The organism is Acinetobacter calcoaceticus (assembly GCF_016508255.1).
GTDB classification, from domain to species: Bacteria; Pseudomonadota; Gammaproteobacteria; order Pseudomonadales; family Moraxellaceae; genus Acinetobacter; species Acinetobacter calcoaceticus_E.
Genome location: NZ_JADVKT010000002.1, coordinates 588,734 through 608,936, shown reverse-complemented (window position 1 = coordinate 608,936; position 20,203 = coordinate 588,734). Strand labels below are relative to the sequence as shown.

The 20,203-nt window shown below is 38.1% G+C and carries 17 protein-coding genes; 3 read left to right on the top strand and 14 right to left on the bottom strand.

What is annotated here, in order from left to right:
- Positions 1-127 precede the first annotated feature (127 nt).
- From I5515_RS06835 to I5515_RS06815, 5 genes are all read right to left on the bottom strand, one after another.
- Positions 128-484: a hypothetical protein gene (locus I5515_RS06835; RefSeq protein WP_199965366.1), complete on the bottom strand. Its 357-nt coding sequence runs from the start codon at positions 482-484 to the stop codon at positions 128-130.
- A gap of 82 nt (positions 485-566) precedes the next feature.
- Positions 567-1,499: a Dyp-type peroxidase gene (locus tag I5515_RS06830; RefSeq protein ID WP_199965522.1), complete on the bottom strand. Its 933-nt coding sequence runs from the start codon at positions 1,497-1,499 to the stop codon at positions 567-569.
- A gap of 145 nt (positions 1,500-1,644) precedes the next feature.
- Positions 1,645-2,424: a glutathione S-transferase N-terminal domain-containing protein gene (locus I5515_RS06825; protein ID WP_199965365.1), complete on the bottom strand. Its 780-nt coding sequence runs from the start codon at positions 2,422-2,424 to the stop codon at positions 1,645-1,647.
- A 24-nt stretch (positions 2,425-2,448) separates the two neighbouring features.
- Positions 2,449-2,955, bottom strand: coding sequence for a ribonuclease E activity regulator RraA (gene rraA, locus I5515_RS06820; protein WP_199965364.1), 507 nt, complete (start codon positions 2,953-2,955; stop codon positions 2,449-2,451).
- A gap of 12 nt (positions 2,956-2,967) precedes the next feature.
- Positions 2,968-3,633, bottom strand: coding sequence for an NAD(P)H-binding protein (locus I5515_RS06815; protein ID WP_199965363.1), 666 nt, complete (start codon positions 3,631-3,633; stop codon positions 2,968-2,970).
- A gap of 212 nt (positions 3,634-3,845) precedes the next feature.
- Between I5515_RS06815 and rpsT the strand changes: the two genes are divergently transcribed.
- Positions 3,846-4,112 carry a 30S ribosomal protein S20 gene (gene rpsT / locus I5515_RS06810; RefSeq protein WP_199965362.1) on the top strand — a complete coding sequence of 89 codons (267 nt, stop codon included), beginning with the start codon at positions 3,846-3,848 and terminating at the stop codon, positions 4,110-4,112.
- A 57-nt stretch (positions 4,113-4,169) separates the two neighbouring features.
- Here the strand turns inward: rpsT and I5515_RS06805 are convergent, their stop codons facing one another.
- Both I5515_RS06805 and I5515_RS06800 read right to left on the bottom strand, forming a co-directional pair.
- Positions 4,170-4,904 (bottom strand): histidine phosphatase family protein, encoded by a 735-nt coding sequence (locus I5515_RS06805; protein WP_199965361.1) that lies wholly within the window; start codon positions 4,902-4,904, stop codon positions 4,170-4,172.
- 57 nt (positions 4,905-4,961) lie between these two features.
- On the bottom strand, positions 4,962-5,819 hold the full coding sequence (locus tag I5515_RS06800) for a 3'(2'),5'-bisphosphate nucleotidase CysQ (RefSeq protein ID WP_199965360.1): 858 nt from the start codon (positions 5,817-5,819) through the stop codon (positions 4,962-4,964).
- Between the two features lie 295 nt (positions 5,820-6,114).
- On the opposite strand from I5515_RS06800, the gene I5515_RS06795 reads away from it, so the two are divergent.
- A complete protein-coding gene (locus tag I5515_RS06795; protein WP_009387158.1) occupies positions 6,115-6,483 on the top strand; it encodes a hypothetical protein in 369 nt (122 codons plus the stop codon).
- 59 nt (positions 6,484-6,542) lie between these two features.
- On the opposite strand, the gene I5515_RS06790 is transcribed toward I5515_RS06795, so the two are convergent.
- From I5515_RS06790 to I5515_RS06760, 7 genes are all read right to left on the bottom strand, one after another.
- A complete protein-coding gene (locus I5515_RS06790; RefSeq protein WP_199965359.1) occupies positions 6,543-7,202 on the bottom strand; it encodes an SOS response-associated peptidase family protein in 660 nt (219 codons plus the stop codon).
- A 105-nt stretch (positions 7,203-7,307) separates the two neighbouring features.
- A complete protein-coding gene (locus tag I5515_RS06785) occupies positions 7,308-9,041 on the bottom strand; it encodes an ABC transporter ATP-binding protein (protein WP_199965358.1) in 1,734 nt (577 codons plus the stop codon).
- A gap of 12 nt (positions 9,042-9,053) precedes the next feature.
- On the bottom strand, positions 9,054-10,196 hold the full coding sequence (locus I5515_RS06780) for an ABC transporter permease (protein WP_199965357.1): 1,143 nt from the start codon (positions 10,194-10,196) through the stop codon (positions 9,054-9,056).
- Positions 10,197-10,203: 7 nt separating this feature from the next.
- Positions 10,204-11,142, bottom strand: coding sequence for an ABC transporter permease (locus I5515_RS06775; RefSeq protein ID WP_199965356.1), 939 nt, complete (start codon positions 11,140-11,142; stop codon positions 10,204-10,206).
- Positions 11,143-11,153: 11 nt separating this feature from the next.
- A complete protein-coding gene (locus I5515_RS06770; RefSeq protein WP_199965355.1) occupies positions 11,154-13,166 on the bottom strand; it encodes a M3 family metallopeptidase in 2,013 nt (670 codons plus the stop codon).
- A 20-nt stretch (positions 13,167-13,186) separates the two neighbouring features.
- On the bottom strand, positions 13,187-15,010 hold the full coding sequence (locus I5515_RS06765) for an ABC transporter substrate-binding protein (protein WP_199965521.1): 1,824 nt from the start codon (positions 15,008-15,010) through the stop codon (positions 13,187-13,189).
- Positions 15,011-15,025: 15 nt separating this feature from the next.
- Positions 15,026-16,810 (bottom strand): ABC transporter substrate-binding protein, encoded by a 1,785-nt coding sequence (locus I5515_RS06760; protein ID WP_199965354.1) that lies wholly within the window; start codon positions 16,808-16,810, stop codon positions 15,026-15,028.
- Between the two features lie 665 nt (positions 16,811-17,475).
- On the opposite strand from I5515_RS06760, the gene I5515_RS06755 reads away from it, so the two are divergent.
- On the top strand, positions 17,476-20,148 hold the full coding sequence (locus tag I5515_RS06755) for a TonB-dependent receptor (protein ID WP_199965353.1): 2,673 nt from the start codon (positions 17,476-17,478) through the stop codon (positions 20,146-20,148).
- Positions 20,149-20,203 lie beyond the last annotated feature (55 nt).

The following is a 20,203-nucleotide window of genomic DNA, read 5'->3' as shown; positions in this document are numbered from 1 at the left end:
GCTTTTATCAGCTAAGAAGATATAAGCCTAATAGTAGCATGATGTTTTTAGTGAATTGAGTTATTTTTTTGAAAATCAAACTACTAGTTAGCTCTACTTTTTATATTTTTTAATCAATCAACTATGATTATTTATCACGTAAAAACAGAACGTAATATTGATTTAATATTTGTATAATCGCTTTAAGCTGAAGTAGCTTTTCTTGGGTATTTCCTAATCTTTCTACATAACGCTGCGTTGCAATTTCCAGATCAATCTTTTCATTAATTTGTGGAGTAATGAGGAATAACTTCTGAAGGTTATCAAAATTTTGTAATTTACGGTTTGAGAAATACTCAAGATGTTCTGACCATTTCTCATTAATCACTACATCGTTAATGATAGGTCCTCGTTCAGAATCAAATTTTAATAGATTCTCTTGCAAATAAATTTGCTCTGGTGTTTCTTTTGAGCCTTGAAAAAGCTGCGTTATCTTCTTAAACATTTAATCACATCACATTAATTTTCAATTCAAGCAATGGAAGTAGTCTAGCTACTCCCATCATTTAAGCCTTCTAATTTAACGACTATTCATCGCCTAAATCATCGAGGAAATCGACAGTTGGTACAAAAAATAAAGTACCAGTCTGAGCAGTACTAAAGTCAAGTAACCGATCGAGATTACCATGCTCATTTCCTAAGAACATATTTTCGAGCATTTGACGGGTTGTGCTAAATTTACGCGAATAACCAATAAAAAATGTGCCATATTCATTTTTTGATGGGTTTGAAAAAGGCATATTAGCTCGCATAATTTTGAGCTCATTACCTTCTGCATCATGAGCTTTACTTACTACATTATGAGCAGTTACTGGCTTTTCATCATCACCCAGCTCAACATCATTGAACTTTTTACGGCCAATCACCTTTTCTTGCTCTTCATCACTCAATCCACGCCACTTTTCCATGTCGTGTGTGTATTTCTGGATAAAAGCATAACTTCCGCCGATAAAATCAGGATCTTCATTCCCCACTAATGCCCACTGCGCTGCAATAACGGGTTCTGGGTTTTCTGTTCCATCTACAAAGCCAATAATTGCCCGTCCATCAAAATAACGAAAACCATGGACTTCATCAATTGGATAAGTCACTTTACCAAGTTGTTGATTGATTATATTACCCAGCTCATAACATAGAGCCTGACGATCAGCGCGAATATGAAAAAATAGATCACCAGGGGTTGAAACAGCAGTGTACTTCGGCCCTTTAATTTCTTGAAATATTTCTAATTCTTGAGGCTTAGCTTGCTCTGGAAATAAAATATCCCATGCATTTGAACTAAAACCCAACGTAGCATTAAATTTACTTTCTGGATAACGATTAGACAGGCTTCTGGTTAATGCTGAAAAATTAGCAGCAAAATCTTTTACTTTTTCTATTACAGAATCACCTTGAGCTAGTCCCAATACAATAAATAATGCATTTTCACCAGGAGCGCTCGTTACAGGTTGAATTCTCATACATTCCATAAAATATGCCTTATTTAGGTATTTATCTTTATTAATTTAGCATATTCATATTCTTTTTATACATACTCTTATGAAATCTGATCTTTCTCAGAGTCTAAGTAAGTTGTATTAAACTCTGAGAAATTATCTTAATTAATCAACGCCCATATTGTTTCTTTAAATATTTTACGATTTGAGCAGACTCAAACATCTTCACTCCAGTATTTGGATCTATCAAATAAGGCACCTGCATTTTACCTTGCATAACAGGCAGCATTTTTTCTCGTTTTCCACATTTTAGAGGTACATATTTACCCGGTTTTAAACGAAAAATGGCTGGGCCTTGATCTTGCCATCGTTCTTTTGCCACATTATGCAGAATATAAGGAAGCTCAAGTTCACAGAGTAAGCCTCTTACTATTCGTGAATAAGGGCTTGCTTCAAAACTCCATAACTCAAGCTTTTGCTCAGGTGCAGCTCTATTAATGATTTTTTTATTTATCCAGACGCCCCGAGCACCATTTAATATCGTTCCAGCAAATGCAACATAAGGGACGTTCGGATAACTCGAAAATTTCAGAGGTGTCTTTCCGGTCTTACCGTAATGTTTAAATAAATGATGAATAATTTCTTGCGATTCGTATAGCTTATCGCCAGTATTTTCATCAATTAGAAAAGGAAACTGTAATTTACCACCAGTCTCTTTAACAATAGAGCGATACTTCAACCCACCTTTAGGGCATGGATAAATTTCGACATCCAAATTTAAAAGTGTAATGACTTCGCGAACGCGACGACAAAATGGTGAACCCTCAAATTCATATAGCTTCAAAGCTTTTACAGGTTGCTGAGGAAAAGCCGTACCTGTTACACCTCTACCCCCTCCAGCAATTGCAGATACAACTGCCTGTAATACTTTAATTTGATGGTTCACCATCCTGCAATCCTCTATAGAGTGTGATTAAACTAATTTTTCTTTTGAAATCACAATTCCATTATTATCAACATAGATAAAATCGCCCGATTGAATTGTGACACCACCAAAATACAAAGTGGTGCCTACTTCGCCAATGCCTTTACGATTACTTTTTTGCGGAATTGCAGCCAATGCATGTACTCCCAAATCTAAAGTTGCAAGTGCATCAACATCCCGTACACAGCCATAAATTACGACACCATTCCAGTTGTTTTTAACTGCCGACTCCGCAATCATGTCACCCATGAGTGCACAGCGCATAGATGCACCGCCATCTACAACTAATACTTTATCTGTCCCATCTGTCGCCAATAACTCTTTTACGCACGAGTTATCTTCAAAACACTTTACTGTTACGATCTGCCCCCCAAAAGTTTTACGTGCTCCATAGCTTTGAAAGAACTTTCCATCCATTGAGGGAATTACAACTTGTAAGTCTTTTTCAGGGTTATCATCTAATAAATCACATGTTACAAATGGTACTGTCGACACTTCTATTCTCCCTTATCGAGTTTTCTGTATGCTCAGATTATCATATCGTTTGAATGCTTCAATTTGCGTTAGCGCCGCTACGACCATCGTATGAGCCAATTGCTCCGCTGTTATAGGCTTATATTTGAATGGTTTTTGTAATTTATTCTCAATAAATTTAAAAAGACTTTGTCCTAAGTCTTCAAGAAAGCGTACATCACTGCGTTTACCAATCAGTAAAGATGGTCTAAAAATAGATAACTTTTCAATTCCCAAACTCTGGATATAATCTTCCAACTGTCCTTTCACCTTATTATAGAAAATGGGTGAATTTGCATTTGCGCCAAGAGCACTCACTAACAACAAGTGAATATGCTTATCCTGTATCAGATCTGCAAAATGGGCATTAATTTCATAGTCTACCGCGTAAAAAGCTTGCTTTGAGCCAGCCACTTTTAACGTTGTGCCCAGACAGCTAAATGCATGAGTATGATCATTTACATCTTCATCATTTAGCATCAATAAATCATCTACAACCAATTGTGTAACTTTTTCATATGTATTAAATATTTGAGATTCTTTTCTGACCACGACTGTAATAGCTTCAAATTCAGGAGCCTGCTGTAACCGTTCTACAAGCGCTAACCCTACCAGTCCCGTTGCACCGATCACAATTGCTTTTTTCTTAGTTACTGTCATTTTTTATCCAACCCTCTTTAGCTTTGTTTTAAATTTAACCTTTTCTTACCGTTTTAACAGCCCCTAAAACAGCTTAAAACGTTCTCAAGGCTTGACTTCACGGTGTCTATTCATCACAATATGGCACTTGTTTACGGGCTGGTGATGGTTACACCAGTTTACTGGATTGACCACAGCCCGCCCAGACCAACTTATTTTCAAGGAGTGCAAGAGTGGCAAACTCTGCTCAAGCTAAAAAACGTGCGCGTCAAAACGTTACTGCACGTAAACACAACGCAAGCTTGCGTTCTATGGTTCGTACATACATCAAACGTACTTTAAGTGCAATTGCTGGTGGTGATCATGCTGTTGCTACAGAAGCTTATAACAAAGCTGTTCCTGTAATCGACCGTATGGCTGATAAAGGCATCATCCACAAAAATAAAGCTGCTCGTCATAAGAGCCGTTTAAATGCTCAAGTTAAAGCATTAGCTAACTAATTGAAGCATGTAAAAAAAGCCCTATTGGGCTTTTTTTATTATCTATCGTTTTTGAGCTTATAGCACTTTATGAAATTTGGCTACATCTAGCTCGTAGGCCTTTCCTCTCCAAATCCATTTTAATTTACAATTTGGAAACTCTGCCCCCTCAAACCAGACAAATAGTCCTTCCATCATTTCTGGCCAATCTTCTTTTTGTATTTGATTATTACCCGAAATTACGGCGACAATGGCTGCAATAATCGTGTCATGACTGACAGCTAAACTTAAACCACCTTGTGTCTTAGGATGGGTCTGGTAAATAAGCTCCAATACATCTAGAACGCCTGTAATTGGGTGTTTCATACCAGGCAATGCATTATTTACAAAACTATTAATAAAACCCAATGCCCCTTGCTCTCTAAAATAAGGTGCGGCTTGTTGTATATCGAGTACGAAACTTCCGGGTTCAACGAGTAACCCTTGCTCAATAATTTCAATCGTATGTGTATTTGGCTCAGGGCTTACATCATCAGCCCCTTCAATCATTAGCGCAGCCGTATCGACACATCGTTGAATTGGACTAGAAATACAGTGCTGAATAACACGATCCGTATTTTTTATTAAATAGCTTCCCCATGCTTGAGCTAACTCACGCCCTTGAGGAGTGAGTTGTAAGTCATAGCCAGCCAAGCCTTGTCCATTTACGAGCTCTCTTAAAGAATGGCGCGTAAATAGCGTTACAGGGGTTGAAGCACTAGGCAATAAATCAATTGCTTCGAACATACTTTTAGGCAATAAATCGAGTGCCATTTTTATCTTGTCATCTTCTTTCAATATTTTGCCACTATAGCATGTCTGGCATAACTCTCAATCCATAACACCGGATTGAGCTAGCGCTTCAAATGCTATTTTTTTGCTTTGCTGATCACGAAATGCGATAAAGCCCTTATTTAGAACCGTGTGTCTTTGATTATATTCAAAAGGCTTACCATCTAAAGTAAGTAACCCACCACCTATACTCTCTAACAGCCCTTGACCCGAACTTGTATCCCATTCAGACGTTGGATGAAATCGTGGATAAATATCTATTTCACCTTCCAACATCATGCAGAATTTGTAGGCGCTTCCAGCTTCTCGTCGAATAATGCTATGTTTTTCTTCAATCGGTTGAATAAATTTTTGGTATTTCGGATTTTTACTGCCGTGACTAAGTCCTATTTGTATAGGTGCATCCAGCAAAGCTGAGGGAATTTGATATTGGTACCATTGTTTTTGAGTAAAACTATATTTAAAAGGTAAATCGTTTAGGTAGCCCAAATACATAACTTGTTCGCATGGCACAGCAATAACTGAAAAGATCGTTTCTTTACCCTTAATCAAACTTAGGTTTATCGTAAACTCATCACGCTCATGGATAAATTCTTTAGTTCCATCAAGAGGATCCAACATCCAGCATGATGACCAGTCATGCCGGGCACTATAATCACTTTCTTCAGACAAAACCGGCAGGTCTGGAGTAATCTCTGCCAAATGTTTTAATAAGAAAAGGTTCACTTTTAAATCTGCTTGAGTTACTGGTGAATCATCGTGTTTTTCGTGAATAGTAAACTCATAACCCGCAGAATAGTTTTGATATTCTTCTAATAAAATTTGGCTCGCTTGTTCCAAAACTGGAAGAAGCTGATTAATCAAGTCATCTTGTGGGCGCGTAGTTGTTATAAACATAAATATGCTCTACATAGTTTCATTTCTATTATAGGTGAATTATGAACAATTCAGTATTCGCCAACAGTTTGATTTACTAAAATAGTAATTTATCTTAACCATGAGGTGATCGCTGCTTTCTATGCGCGCTATATAGTAAATATGAATAATTATGAGATTAAAAAAACTTTATTCCTTACATAAAGCAATCTATAAGTTATGAAAAATAAACAACTTAAATCAGATTCATCCATTTCTTTTTCATGTATTTCTTGTTATGTTCAATCTCACAATAACAAGATGGAAGAAAGTGCACATGATGCTATATGGATATCATTTCTCGACAATAGAACATAACTGGGAAGAACTCACTCCCTTAAATGAGTTCCTACAAACATTTGCAGATGATGATGGTGATGTTTCAACAAGAGATAAAGAGTCTCTGAAAGAAATCATTGCTAAATCTGATACAGCTCTAGCACTGGCAAGAGAAATGGGATGGGATGGAAGTTACACTGGATGTCCTTATCTATTCTGGTTACCAAGTAAAAATAGCCAGTCTTTTGAATATGGCTTTGTATTTAAACAGACATCAGATAATACAACTTTTGTTATTTCACCAATTGAGTTGAGCTACCTAGCTCAAGATTCTCAAGTGCAAACATTAAGTAAAACTATTGAATAAGCGACATAGGTTATTGATTCAGATTTGACATCAATAACCTCATTTTGATTTTATTTATGTCAGTCAAACATGCTTAGCTGTGGTGTAGGTTTTATCACTTTTTCTTTTGGTACATGAGAACATTCAAACTCTTCGACAGGAAAGCCCTCAATAAAACTTGAGATGTCTGGTGTTTCCAAACTCAGCCATTCTTCTAATCGGTCATGAGGAATTACAATCACTGATCGTTTCACATCGCCCGGTTCATGAAAATCTTTCATCATGGGATGGTCTATGGCATCCATGGTTAGCATACTTGCAGAACGGACAATGTCTTCATTCATTTTGCAGATTTCATAAATAGCCGCAATAAAAAAAGCCTGACCATCTTTACGGCGTACACCCCACCGCTCAGGTTTATCATTGATATATTTGCTTTCATAGAACTCAGTCACTGGAATCACACCGAATTTACATTTAAGAGCTGATTCTTGAAAACTCGGTTTCTGGAAAATCGTTTCATGACGAGCATTGTAAGTGTGTTTAGCAATATTCGTATCTTCAGCCCATTTAGGAACTAAACCGAACATCACTTCTCGCCACTCAAGACCTTGTGATGATTTGAATAATAGTGGCGTTGTTCCCGCAGGATAAACCTCTTCTGCATAGCTAAAGCCCACCTCAGGCAATTGGAGTTGCTGCAATTGAACAAGAGTAAGAGGTCTAAAATTGGCACACATAGTAAGGGCTAAAACAATATTTTATATATCTTATTTTAAAAGAATCTTTCTTAGAAACCAAATAAAAAGGCACCTTTCAGTGCCTTCAACGACATAACTTTACGTTTACAATGCGTGATGGATACCCTGTGGAATGGCTTGTAAAAGACGTTTGGTATAATCATGTTGCGGATGGGCATAAAGCTCATCTGAATTTGCAATTTCAACTACTTCACCGTGATTCATCACCATCACCTGGTCAGAAATATATTTAACTACAGATAAATCATGCGAGATAAAGATATAACTTAAACCGAACTCATCTTGTAAATCTTGCAATAGATTAAGTACTTGAGCCTGAACAGAAACATCAAGCGCAGAAACTGATTCATCACATATTAAAATTTCAGGTTTCAGAGTTAAACAACGCGCTATCGCTATACGTTGGCGTTGTCCTCCTGAAAACTCATGCGGATAACGGTAATAGGCTTGTTCGGGTAAATTTACACGTTCTAAAAGCTCAAGTGCAATTTGCTTACGCTCAGCATCATCTTTACCAATGTTATGAATTTGCATAGGTTCCAAAAGAATCTGTCCAATGGTAAAGCGTGGATTAAGAGAAGCATACGGATTTTGAAAAATAATCTGGATTTTCCGTTGATACTTAGTAAATTCTTTTTCACTTAATGTCAGAATGTCTTTACCTTCAATTAAAGCTTGCCCACCTGAAGCTTGATGTAAGCGCATAAGTAATAAGCCTACAGTGGTTTTACCAGAACCTGACTCTCCAACCAGACCTAAAGTTTTTCCTTTTGCGAGCTTAAAAGAAACACCTTTGACTGCTTGAAACTCTTCTTTACCGAATAATCCCTTACGACTATAAAAGCATTTTTTCAGATCTTTTACTTCTAAAATAATTGGCTCACTTCCAGTCAACCCCCTTTTACGCTGTGGAATTTCTGATACATCAAAAACTGTTTCAACCAGAACCTGATCTTCTTGACGCATAAAATCGCTGGTAACAGGCAAGCGATAAGGTCGCTGTGAAATTTGCGGACGACAATAAAGTAAAGCACGGGTATAGACATCTTTAGGCTGCTCTAAAACCTGCTCAGCCTCGCCCTGTTCTCTAATTTCCCCATGACGCATGACAATGACCTTATCGGCAATTTCACCAACCAAAGCAAGATCATGCGTAATAAAAAGCATCGACATTTGGCGACGCTGGCGTAACGACTCCAGCAAATCAATAATCTGCTTCTGAATTGTGACATCGAGTGCCGTAGTAGGTTCATCAGCAATGAGTAACTTAGGTTCACAAGCAATCGCCATCGCAATCATGACACGTTGCTGCTGTCCACCTGAAAGCTGATTCGGATATGCATCGATCTTCATTTCAGGTGATGGAATACCCACCTCTTTAAGTAATTCTAAAACGCGTTGTCGTGCTTGTTTACGTTTCATGCCCATATGTAGACGTAGCACTTCAGCGATTTGGTCACCCACGGTAAAAACAGGATTTAATGATGACATTGGTTCCTGAAAGATCATCGCAATATCTTTACCACAAATTTTACGCATCTCTGTACGCGATAAACTTAGTAAATCTTTACCTTCAAAAATAATTTTACTTTGCTCATCAATTTTACTTTGTCCGACTGGTAACAATCCCATAGTCGCCAATGAGGTGACCGATTTACCACTCCCTGACTCGCCAACCAAAGCAACAGTTGTATTAGCGGGAATATCAAACGAGATTCCCTTTACAGTTTCAATATATTGCCTGTTTTCAGCTTTAAAGCTTACACGCAAATTTTTTACATGAAGTAAAGGGCTATTATTCTGTTCTTGTGCTTTCATCTGGTCTTCCTCTTATTTTAGTTTTGGATCTAATGCATCACGAAGTGCATCAGTAAACATTGAAAATGCGGTCACCAAAACAGCCATCGCAACAGAGGCTGCAACAAGCTGCCACCATTTACCTAAAAGAAGTTCACTTTGTGCTTCGTTTAACATGCTGCCCCAAGACACCACGCCTACAGGTACACCAAAACCCAAGAAACTTAAAATGACTTCAGATTTAATAAAAGAAACCACCAAAATCGACATTTGTACCAAAGCAATATGACTGACGTTTGGAAAAATATGAATAAACATACGGCGGAAATGTCCAACGCCAATTGCCTTGGCAGCAAGTACATACTCCCGTGCGGTATGCTTCATATACTCGGCACGAATGAGTCGGTAAACTCCCGTCCAACCCGTTAAACCCAAAATCAAAACAATAGATAAAATGCCTTTCTGTTGAAGTACGGCAGCAATAGCAAGCACCAATAATAAATATGGAATTGAGGTAAAAATGTTATAGAACCAGTTGAGAATATCATCCACCCAACCGCCAAAATATCCTGAAATTGCACCTAATAACGTACCAATAACTACTGCAAGTAAAGCAGAGATGACTCCAACAATAATTGAAGTTTCAGCCCCCTTAATTGTTTTCTTTAAAACATCTTGTCCCCACTTATCAGCACCAAACACAAGTGTACTTTTAAGTTGCACTTGCTGGTCTAATAAATGCCCGCCAAGTTGCTGATCAATTGCTTTCATATCATCAGCTAATGGATCAACTACGCCATAGTAATCAATCGCGCCCGCTGAACTTTTACTTTGTTTAATCTGTGCATTCAGTTCTTTGATGACATCTTTTAAAGGGTCTACCGGATTTTCCGGTAACTCCTGCTCTACAATGTTTGTGTTTTGTGCCGACCCTGTAGATTTATCTGCGCCTATAAATGTAGGCGGTGCATAACTTACAGCGACTTCTTTATTCCAGTCCGATGCAATTACACCAGTCATTGATAGAACCAAGATAATAAAATAAAACAATACGATCACTAGTGATGACATTGCGATCTTGTCGGCCCGAAGGCGGCGCATCGCAAGTTTCCATAGACCTGAAGAAGCAGGTACTGCATTGGTTTCTTCTTTTCTTTTTGATAAAACACTCAGCATAGCCCACCTACTTCAACTGTACACGTGGATCAACCACTTTGTAGACCAAGTCGGCAATCAGGTTAAAGATCATGGTTGCCGCTGCAATGTATACGGTAATAGCTTTAATGACTGGAAAATCACTTCGCTCAACAGCGATGATGACTTCACGACCAATACCCGGAATACCAAAAAAACGTTCAATTAAAAATGCGCCTATCAGTAAAGCAGGTAAAGTTGACATCACATCAGTAATAATGGGAATTGAAGCGTTACGCAGTACATGTACACCTAAAATTCGACTTTCACTTACACCTTTAGCGCGTGCTGTTCGAACATAGTCCTGATTAATTTCATCAAGTACAAAACTGCGATACAAACGTAAGGTCGGTGCAATACTCACAACCAGCATGATTAAAATTGGCAGTAGTGCAAATTTAAATAAATTATCGCTAAAGTTATCGCTCCATCCCTGTACAGGAAACCAGCTTAGCTGATAAGCCAACACATATTGGAAAACAATGATATAAACCAAAATACTGATCGACATGCCAATTGTGCACAGCATCATTACCATGCGATCGGTTAAAGAACCTCGTACCGCCGCTACTGCTAAAGCCAGGATAATTGAAATAACAGTTTGTAAAATAGTGAGTGGAATTAAAAGTGTTAGAGATGGTCCCAAACGGGTTAAAAGAATTTGTGAAACTGGCTCACCAGTACTCCAACTCGCACCGTAATCAAAAGTGAGAATTTGCTTTATAAAAATCCAGAGTTGAACATAGTAAGGCTGATCAACACCTAGCTGTTTGCGGATGTTTTCAATCTGCTCAGGGTTAGACATTTTCCCTGCCAGAATATAGGCAGGATCTCCACCAACCCAATTAAATAAAATAAAAATAAGCAAAACTACGCCCAACATGGTGGGAATCATCTGCCATAAACGCCGAATAACATATGCCAGCATAGTGATAATTCCTATTTAACCCGTTGTCCGGTAATTTCATTAAAGAACGCTTTATTGTCAGGCTCACGACCAAGGAAATCTTTAACCAACTCAGCTGCCGGTTTTTGACTACCTTGCGATAAAATTGTTTGACGGTAACGTTGCCCTACCTGCGGATTATTTAGGTTATCGCCATAAGCTGAAAGCATGTCTAAAGCCAGAACCTCTGACCACATATAGCCGTAATAGCCTGCTTGGTAACCTCCCATCAAATGTCCAAACTGCCCCGGAAACTCAGTCGTTGGTACATAGCCTAATGCCGTAGCAGCTTCCATTTTTTGCCAAGTTTCCAAAGGCTGAACTTTTAATGCATCTGCTGTATGGAGCGCCATATCGTACTGTGCATAGAGTGTCTGACGTGCATAACGCAAACCACGCCCATAGTTATGAACTGCTTTTAAACGACCAATTAGCTCATCATCAACACGTGGACAAGCCGGACTACAATAGTCAGCGACTTTAGATAATGTTTCTTTACGACGCGCCCATTCTTCATACATTTGAGATGGTGCTTCAACAAAATCACGTTCTACAGATGTTCCAGACTGACTGGCATAGCGTGTATTTGACAAAATACCATGCAAGGCATGACCAAACTCATGAACAAATGTTTCCAGCTCATCACTATTTAAACCTTTACGGTTAAAGTTCGTGACCAACACAGAAACAGGTAACCTGTTGGTTAAACTGCTGCCACCATACACTCCCCAAACTGCGGCATGACCATATTTTCCTTCGCGAGGAAATTTATCCATATATAGGCCACCCAGAAGTTTTCCGGTCTTTTTATCCACTACATCATAATATTCGACTTCATCTTGCCATGCTTTGACTTTGACAGGTCTAAAATCAATACCATAAAGGTCAGATGAGATGGCAAATAACCATTTTTGAGAAGCTAAAGTCGGAAAATAGTCGCGAAGTTTCTCTTGATCAATCTGATATTTACTCTTTCGAAGTTTTTCACTCCAGTAAGCTTCACTCCAACGTGTAATTTCAGTTTTATCTAAGGGAGTTTTTAAAGTTTGTGCTTTGAAAGTTCGTAATTCTTCAACTTCTTTACGTTCAAGCGGCGCCACTGTCTTTTGTACTTCTGCCAAGAACTGATTCACAGCTTCAGGTGTTTTAGCCATACGATCTTTTAAAGTCCAATCGGCATAACTCGATTTTCCAAATAGCTGGGCGAGTTCAAAACGTAAATCAATAGCCTGTTTAAGTAGCTTTAAATTTTGCTCAGTACCACGACGGGTAAATGCGATTTGATAGCGTTTCCGAGCATCATCATTATCCGCCAATTCCATAAATGGGCGATATTCAGGATATTCAAAGCCTAATAAATAATTTCCTTTCGCATTTTTCTTTAACCCAGAAATATAGCTTTCTGGTAACCCTTTCATTTCGGCTGGAGTAAATTCAAGTTTTTCAGGATTATCGCGAACATTACGGGCATAGTCTTGTTCGAGTTTAGTCAACTCATCTAGAATGGCCTTCATTCTTGCACGTTTTGTTGGTTCTAATTGAACCCCTGTGTCTTCAAACTGATCAAGAATATCCTGACGGTATTTTTTATCTATCGGATCTGTGGCTTTTGTATTCTTAATTACGTTATATAATTTTGAATTTTGAAATATATCAGTATGAAACTGATTAATCTTGATTTCACAGTCTTCTGCCGCTTTACGTAATTTTGCATCTGGGTCTACATTACTATATAGACCTATTGGGCCTGAAAAATCTTCAAGGTGAGCAAAAATTTTATCCCATTTTGCCAATATTGGAGCTGCTGCTGCATCGGTTTTAACAGGCATTTTTTCAAAACTTAAAATCTCTTGCTGAATTTTTTTTAAATTAGAATCGCACCATGCTGGAAGCTGTTTTACATTCAGTAGCGGCAATGTAGCACGCGTTGTTTCAGCTGAAGCATACTGATTTAGGCCTATAGCTAACATACATAGTGTTGTCATTTTTAGTGTTTTATTTTTCATCATATCTCCAGATTTTTCATTTAATGATTAGATTTAATATTTGTATCAATATCGAAGTACATCCATTCGGCATGTAAAATCGGATGCTTCTTATATCCAATAATTCTTGGTTGAGCCAACATATTTCTATAACGTGCATACAACACTTGCACTGGCATATACACTTCTAACAAACGTGTCATTTTTCGATAAATCACGTCGCGTTCTGGGCCTGGCTTAACCTGTTGAGACTGACGGTATAATTGATCAAACTCTGGTATTGAACCGCAAGACCAGTTGGTCATATGAGTATTGGGGCCATAAAAATTCTGCATAAAATTATCCCCATCTGGATAATCGGCAATCCATGCAGAAGAACCAAACATTCCGTCACACTGTTTTTGCGCCCGAATGAGATCTGAAAAAAGCATAGGCTTGTACACCATACGGATATTCAAACTGTCAAAGTTCTTTTTCCAAAGCTCAGCGCTTTGCTGACCAATACTGTCATTACGCGCCATATATTCAATGACCAGAGGCTTGCCATTTGGTTGTGTACGCCATCCTGATGCATCTTTTTTGTAGTTATATTTATCTAATAATAGATTTGCTGCTTTTACCGAATATGGGGTACTGCTTCTATATTGCGGGTCAGCCCCCACTACACCTGGCGGTACTGGAAAATGTAGACGCTCAGCATCACTATTACGTACTAATTTAATTTCTTGATCTATTGAACGAGACATTGCAATTGCACGGCGTAAAGCGATTTTCTCTTTACTCATTCCTCCAACAAGAGGATTCTTAAGGTTCCAATAGTTGTAACTAATTTCCGGATCAACAATACGGGATAAATGCACGCCATCTTTTGCAAGTTCAGGTCTTAACTTGCCATCTTTAATGGCTTTCGAGACTAATTGCCCTTCAAGTTGAATAATATCAACTTCACCACGTTGGAATGCTAACCATCGTGACTGGTTTTCTTCCATTACCTGAATATCAATTGTGCCGATTTGAGGCATTTGTTTACCTTTGAGGCGTTTCACAATCGCTTGGTCCTCAGCACTACTGGCTACAAAATTCCAAGTAAAACCGCGATAATCAGGATTCGCTTTTAAAACAATACGCGAAGCAGGCACCCACTTACTGAGCATATAAGGTCCTGTCCCTACTGGATGCCCCATCACAAAGCCAGATTTATCTTTATATTTTTCGATAACTTCACGCGCTACAGCCCCTGTAGGGTCATGTGCTAGTAATAAAGGAAAGTTATAATCAGGCTTCACTAACCGAATAACCAAGGTGTACTTATCAGGTGTTTGTAAACCACTCACACTTTGATCGTAGTTAAACTTTCCTGTTTTACTGGCTGATTGTACTAACGCATCCATACCTTCAATTTTGTTCTCCAACAACCAGCTATTTGGCGAACGTAAATTCGGGTCCAATAACCGCTTAAAAGAGTACGCATAATCGTAAGCCGTTAACTCTCTAGGTTTACCTTTAAAAACAGGGTCCGGCGTAAAATAAATACCTTTTTTAATGTGAATAGTATAAGTCAGACCATCTGCACTCATTTCTGGCATAGTGGTTGCGATCTGGGGAATAAGCTTTGCTGGCCTTGCTAAATAGTCATAGGTATATAAAGTTTCAAATATCGAAGTGGTTACATGTGCCGAATATAAGTCATGGATATAAGCTGGGTCGAAACCTGTTTCAGCTGTTGGGAACGTATAATGTAAAACTTTATTTGGATCGGCTGGGCTTTTGGCAAAAATAGTCGTGGCACCCGTCAATGCCATACTGGCAACCAATAGACCGATACTACAATGTTTGAGCTTTTGTTTTAAATTTTCAGTCATGATGATCTTTATCTAAAATTATTTTTTAATAGGGGTAATATCAAGATATTGCCAGTTTGTATTCATCATCGGGTGAGGTTTAAAACCCTGAACTTGTGGCCGTATCAACCAATTACGAATTCGAGTTACATGAATAATCCAAGGATTGTCAGCTTCAATCTGGCGATTGAGCTTTTCATAATATGGTAGACGTTGTTGCGGTGGTAAATGAATGGCCTGAGTATAGAGAGCATCATAAGTTTTAGACTGATAACAGGCATGGTTTCCCTGTCCAGCATTTGGACCATATAGTAATTGTGCAAAATTATCTCCTTCAGGATAGTCAGCAATCCATGCTCCACTCCACATCATATATTTACATTGAGTTGCGGCTTTTAAGTTATCTGCAAAATTACTTACTTTAAAGTCAGCACGAATGCCTATTGCATCCAGATTTTTTTTCCAGAGTTCCGAGTGAATAACGGATGCTGAGCTATTCTCATTATTAATTTTTAAAACTAAAGATTTGCCATTTGGTAAGGTCCGATAGCCATCAGCACCTTTTTTATAACCATAATAATCAAGTAGTTTATTTGCTAACAGCGGATTATATCCTACGCTACTTTTATACTTCGGGTTATACCCATTTACACCTTCAGGTATAAACATTTCTGCTCTAACAGCCTGACCTTTATATGCCTGTTTTATGCTTTCTTTTTGGTCATAGGCCAAAGTGATTGCTCGACGAAGCGCAATTTTTTCTGGACTAAAACCACCAATGACTGGATCCCGCATATTCATCATGGTATAGGTAATTTCGGGTTCCTTATTTGGATAATGCTTAATCCCCTTTTTCTGAAAAGAGAGTTTAAGCTGGTTTCCATCTAAAGCTTGAGGAACCGCATTCGCAGTAAGTCGATCGAAATCTAACTGTCCTGACTGAAAAGCTAACCAACGCGATTGCTCTTCTTCAATAATACTGACCACCACCTTGCCAACTTGTGGCATATTCTTACCGCTCATTTCCTTAACAAGTTGGTCATCCCAAGCAGTTCCTGTCGATTTAAAATTCCAGACAAAACCCCGATAATCAGGATTTGCAATCAGCTCGACTTTACTTCTCGGTACATATTTACTCAACATGTAAGGTCCGGTACCAACTGGATGCATACCAATACGGTCACCGTAATAATCAACCACCTCTTTAGCAACGGCCCCAAATGTAATATAGGCAAGAATATAAGGAAAATTAAAGTCTTGCCGTGTTAAAGTGAATTGTAGAGTATATCGATCAATCGATTTAAGCCCTGCAATTGGCGTAGCATAATCAAATTTTCCAGTTTTCTTTGCTTGAGCTACAACTGCATCAGCTCCAACTAATTTGCCATCAAGAAAAGAAACAGAAGGTGCTCTGTTTTTAGGGTCTAGAATCCGTTTAATTGCATATACATAGTCTTCTGCCACAAGCTCGCGATGTGTGCCTTTAAAAGCCGGGTCCGCAGTAAAATAAATACCGGGCTTAATTTTAAATATATAAACTTTGCCGTCTTGTTCAACCTTAGGCATACTTTCAGCAGTATAAGGCACCAATTGTAATGGACGAGCTAAATAATCATATTTTAGTAAAGGCTCAAAAATAGCTTCTGCAATACTCGCACTATAAAAATTGGTGGTTTTGACCATATCAAAACCATCATCAGGTGCCTCGTAGGCAACATGCAATATCTTGTCTGGTTGTGCAGGTGTTTTGGCTACGGCGTAAGAAACAGATGTTATGGCCATACTAAAAATGGCGAGCTTAAAAATTTTTAATTTCAAGTTCATACCTACTTAATTAACATTTTGACCAAATGGAAAACACTTCAATAAAACAAGAGCCTTATAACTCTTTAATACAAAGCGAATTTCATGCCATCTTTTATTATCAATAATGATTTATATAAAAGTATTTAAAATTTACATTTTTATTAGGCACTTAAAACTACTTGGACTATATAAATAAAAGTAAGTTTATGCCAAATATTATATTGATATATCTTATTCACTATTAAACAACAATGCACAATTAAAAGTCACACATGTTTCATTATGATACAGAAAAAATTTAGGTTATTTATACCAAATGCAAGCATATCAATTTGTTTTATATAAGAAAATATTAAATAACAAGAAATGTTACAGTATAAAATTACATTTTAAAAATGTTCTAAAAAAATACAAAACTACTTGTCAAATACATGAACAATCCAACAATGTATATTTTTTATACAAATAAATTTGAAACTTTTAGCCACCCTGTTGATTTTTCCCAAATGGAAAAATAATTTACTCCTCTATATTTACTTAATTAGTGCCTCAAACATAATAAAATCAATATATATCAATATTTTGCATAAACTAAAACAAGAAAATTATATAGTTGGCACTTGCTTTGCTTAAACACTTTTCAGCAATATCGCTAACTACAACAAAAAGGGATCAAATCCAAGATGAAAAAAAAATACAATGTTCGATCTCAGGTAACCCGCATGGTCGGCAAAACAATACTTAAATTAAGTACCCTTAGTTTAAGCATGATGTGCTTTACCCTGGCACAAGCGGCAGAAACAGAACAATCCACCAATGAAGATAAACCTGCAAAAGTGGTAAAAGTTGCTGTGACAGGTTCATCCATTAAAGGAGTTGCAGCACAAAGCGCGTCGCCCATTACCGTTGTAAAAGTTGATGAAATTTTAAAACAAGGGGTAACCACAACTGAAGAAGCCTTGGCTAAGATTAGTGCAAACCAATCGAACTTTGTAACTGCAAATAACGTGGGTACGAGTAAAACTGTAGGGTCAGCAGCAAACCTGAGAGCTTTAGGTGCAAATAAGACACTTATTTTGCTGAATGGTCGTCGATTGGCTGCAAATGCATACGATAGTGGCGTGACAAATTTAAATATTATTCCACTCGCTATGTTAGATCGTATTGAAGTTTTACGTGATGGCGCTTCTTCCATTTACGGAACAGATGCGATCGGTGGGGTTATCAACTTCATTACTAAAAAGCAGTTTACGGGTCTTAACTTAACCGCCGGATATCAAAAACCCGAGGAAAAAGGTGGTGGCCAACAAGACTACAGTATCTTTGGCGGCTTTGGTGATTTAGATGAAAATGGCTATAACGTTTTTGGCGTTGTCGACTATCGAAAAGGCGATGACGTTCTGGCCAAAGATCGCAAGGTTAGTCGACGCGGAGGCATACTACCTGAATTAGGCGTCAATAAAACCAGTAGTGGTTCATTCCCTGCGAATGTTCCTGGTTTAGGTAATCCTTATGCATCCACAGGTTGTGGCAATGACCCTCTAGTAAGCAGTCCTGATGGGAAAACATGTAGATATAACAGCCAAGCTGTCATTGGAATTGTTCCAAAAACAGAAGATATTTCTGTAATGGGCCGTGCCACTTTTAAACTTAATGATAACTTTAATGCGATTGCTGAATATTTATATGCAAGAAATGAGGTCACCACTTCAGTCGCACCAGACGTATTTTTTGATTTAAGCCTAGACCCTAACAGTAAATATTATCCAGGAAATGGCATAACCCCTGCACTTGCTGGTGCATCAGGCCCTCTTGATCTTTACTTACGTTCACAAGCTGGCAATCGTATAAGTAACAGTATTAATCAATCACATAGATTATTTGCTGGTATTGAAGGTGAAACGCATGGTTGGGATATTAATTCAGGGGTTACATATGCACATAGTAGTGCTTCCGATGCAATCTTAAGTGGCTATTTGAACTATGACAAAACTCAAGAAGCTTTAAACAATGGCACCTTAAATCCATTCGGACCTCAGAACCCTGAAGATGCCGGTGTATGGGACCAGCTAGGTGTTAAAGGCAAATATTTAAAAGCCAACCTAGATACGACCACTGTGGATTTCACTGCAAGTCGACCTATATTTAAACTACCAGCAGGTGATGTCGGATTCGCCGTTGGGGCAAGCTATCGTTATGAAGATTGGACTTCAAAAGTAATTGCAGATGTTGCTCGACTAGCTCCAAGTACTGGTAGTGATCCGAACGAACCAGAAAATAAAGGCGATCGTAATATTAAGTCGGTGTTTACCGAGTTTCATATTCCACTGCACAAAACTTTAGAAGCTCAAATTGCTGCCCGTTATGATGATTACAGTGATTTTGGTAATACATTTAATCCGAAGTTTGCACTTCGTTGGGAACCAATTAAACAATTAATGTTCCGTACAACTTATAGTACAGGTTTCAGAGCACCTACACTTTGGGAAGTTGATGGGCCAAACTCAGTAACAAATACAGGTGGAACATATGACGACCCAGCACTTTGCTCTGGTGGAGTTGTACAACCCGGTGGTAAACAAGAACGTGACTGTAATATGCAGTTCAAACGCCAAAATGGTGGGAACAAAAGTCTAAAACCAGAAGAGTCAACGTCTTTTACAGCAGGCTTAGTATTTGAACCTGTTAAAAATCTAGCCTTCACTCTTGATTACTTCAACATAGAAGTAGATAAGCAAATTGCCACACTATCGGAAGCTGCTATTTTTGCGGATCCGGTGAAATATGCAGATAAATTTGTCCGTAATGCTGATGGTTCACTAAATTATATTATTACTACACAACAAAATTTAGGTGGTATTAAAACGTCTGGTTTTGATGTGGGCTTAAGTTGGGTTTCTCCAATGACTGCCACAGGTCGATTTGGTTTCAATATCGATGGGACATATGTAACAGATTACAAATATCAATCTGAACCAGGTGGTGACTGGAAAGGTGTTGCAGGGTCATATAGCGGCTTAGATTATCAATCGATTATTTTGCGCTGGAAACATACAGCCAATCTAAACTGGAACTATGAAAACTGGGCTTTAAACCTACAACAAAACTTCTCACGCGGTTATCAAGATCAAAACGCGAATGATCAAAACCATCGAGTCAGTGATTATACAACCTACAATATTTCAGGTACTTACAAAGGCTTTAAAAATCTAGAGTTAACAGCAGGCATTAAAAATATTTTTGATGAAGACCCGCCTGCTTCTAACGTAATTGATAACTTCCAAATGGGATATGACCCACGTTACGCAGATCCTTTAGGACGTACTTATTTTGTACGAGGTACATATAAGTTCTAAATGGTTGTTCTGCAAATATAACCCTCAAAAGTTAGTTTGCAGAACAAATACTCAT

Excerpts from the sequence above, each read along its gene's own strand:
- I5515_RS06775 (WP_199965356.1), bottom strand. The coding sequence starts at position 11,142 with ATGCTGGCATATGTTATTCGGCGTTTATGGCAGATGATTCCCACCATG.
- I5515_RS06800 (WP_199965360.1), bottom strand. The coding sequence starts at position 5,819 with ATGTTTATAACAACTACGCGCCCACAAGATGACTTGATTAATCAGCTT.
- I5515_RS06790 (WP_199965359.1), bottom strand. The coding sequence starts at position 7,202 with ATGTGTGCCAATTTTAGACCTCTTACTCTTGTTCAATTGCAGCAACTC.
- I5515_RS06755 (WP_199965353.1), top strand. The coding sequence starts at position 17,476 with ATGAAAAAAAAATACAATGTTCGATCTCAGGTAACCCGCATGGTCGGC.
- I5515_RS06780 (WP_199965357.1), bottom strand. The coding sequence starts at position 10,196 with ATGCTGAGTGTTTTATCAAAAAGAAAAGAAGAAACCAATGCAGTACCT.
- I5515_RS06760 (WP_199965354.1), bottom strand. The coding sequence starts at position 16,810 with ATGAACTTGAAATTAAAAATTTTTAAGCTCGCCATTTTTAGTATGGCC.
- I5515_RS06830 (WP_199965522.1), bottom strand. The coding sequence starts at position 1,499 with ATGAGAATTCAACCTGTAACGAGCGCTCCTGGTGAAAATGCATTATTT.
- I5515_RS06805 (WP_199965361.1), bottom strand. The coding sequence starts at position 4,904 with ATGGCACTCGATTTATTGCCTAAAAGTATGTTCGAAGCAATTGATTTA.
- I5515_RS06825 (WP_199965365.1), bottom strand. The coding sequence starts at position 2,424 with ATGGTGAACCATCAAATTAAAGTATTACAGGCAGTTGTATCTGCAATT.
- I5515_RS06835 (WP_199965366.1), bottom strand. The coding sequence starts at position 484 with ATGTTTAAGAAGATAACGCAGCTTTTTCAAGGCTCAAAAGAAACACCA.
- I5515_RS06795 (WP_009387158.1), top strand. The coding sequence starts at position 6,115 with ATGATGCTATATGGATATCATTTCTCGACAATAGAACATAACTGGGAA.
- I5515_RS06785 (WP_199965358.1), bottom strand. The coding sequence starts at position 9,041 with ATGAAAGCACAAGAACAGAATAATAGCCCTTTACTTCATGTAAAAAAT.
- I5515_RS06815 (WP_199965363.1), bottom strand. The coding sequence starts at position 3,633 with ATGACAGTAACTAAGAAAAAAGCAATTGTGATCGGTGCAACGGGACTG.
- I5515_RS06770 (WP_199965355.1), bottom strand. The coding sequence starts at position 13,166 with ATGAAAAATAAAACACTAAAAATGACAACACTATGTATGTTAGCTATA.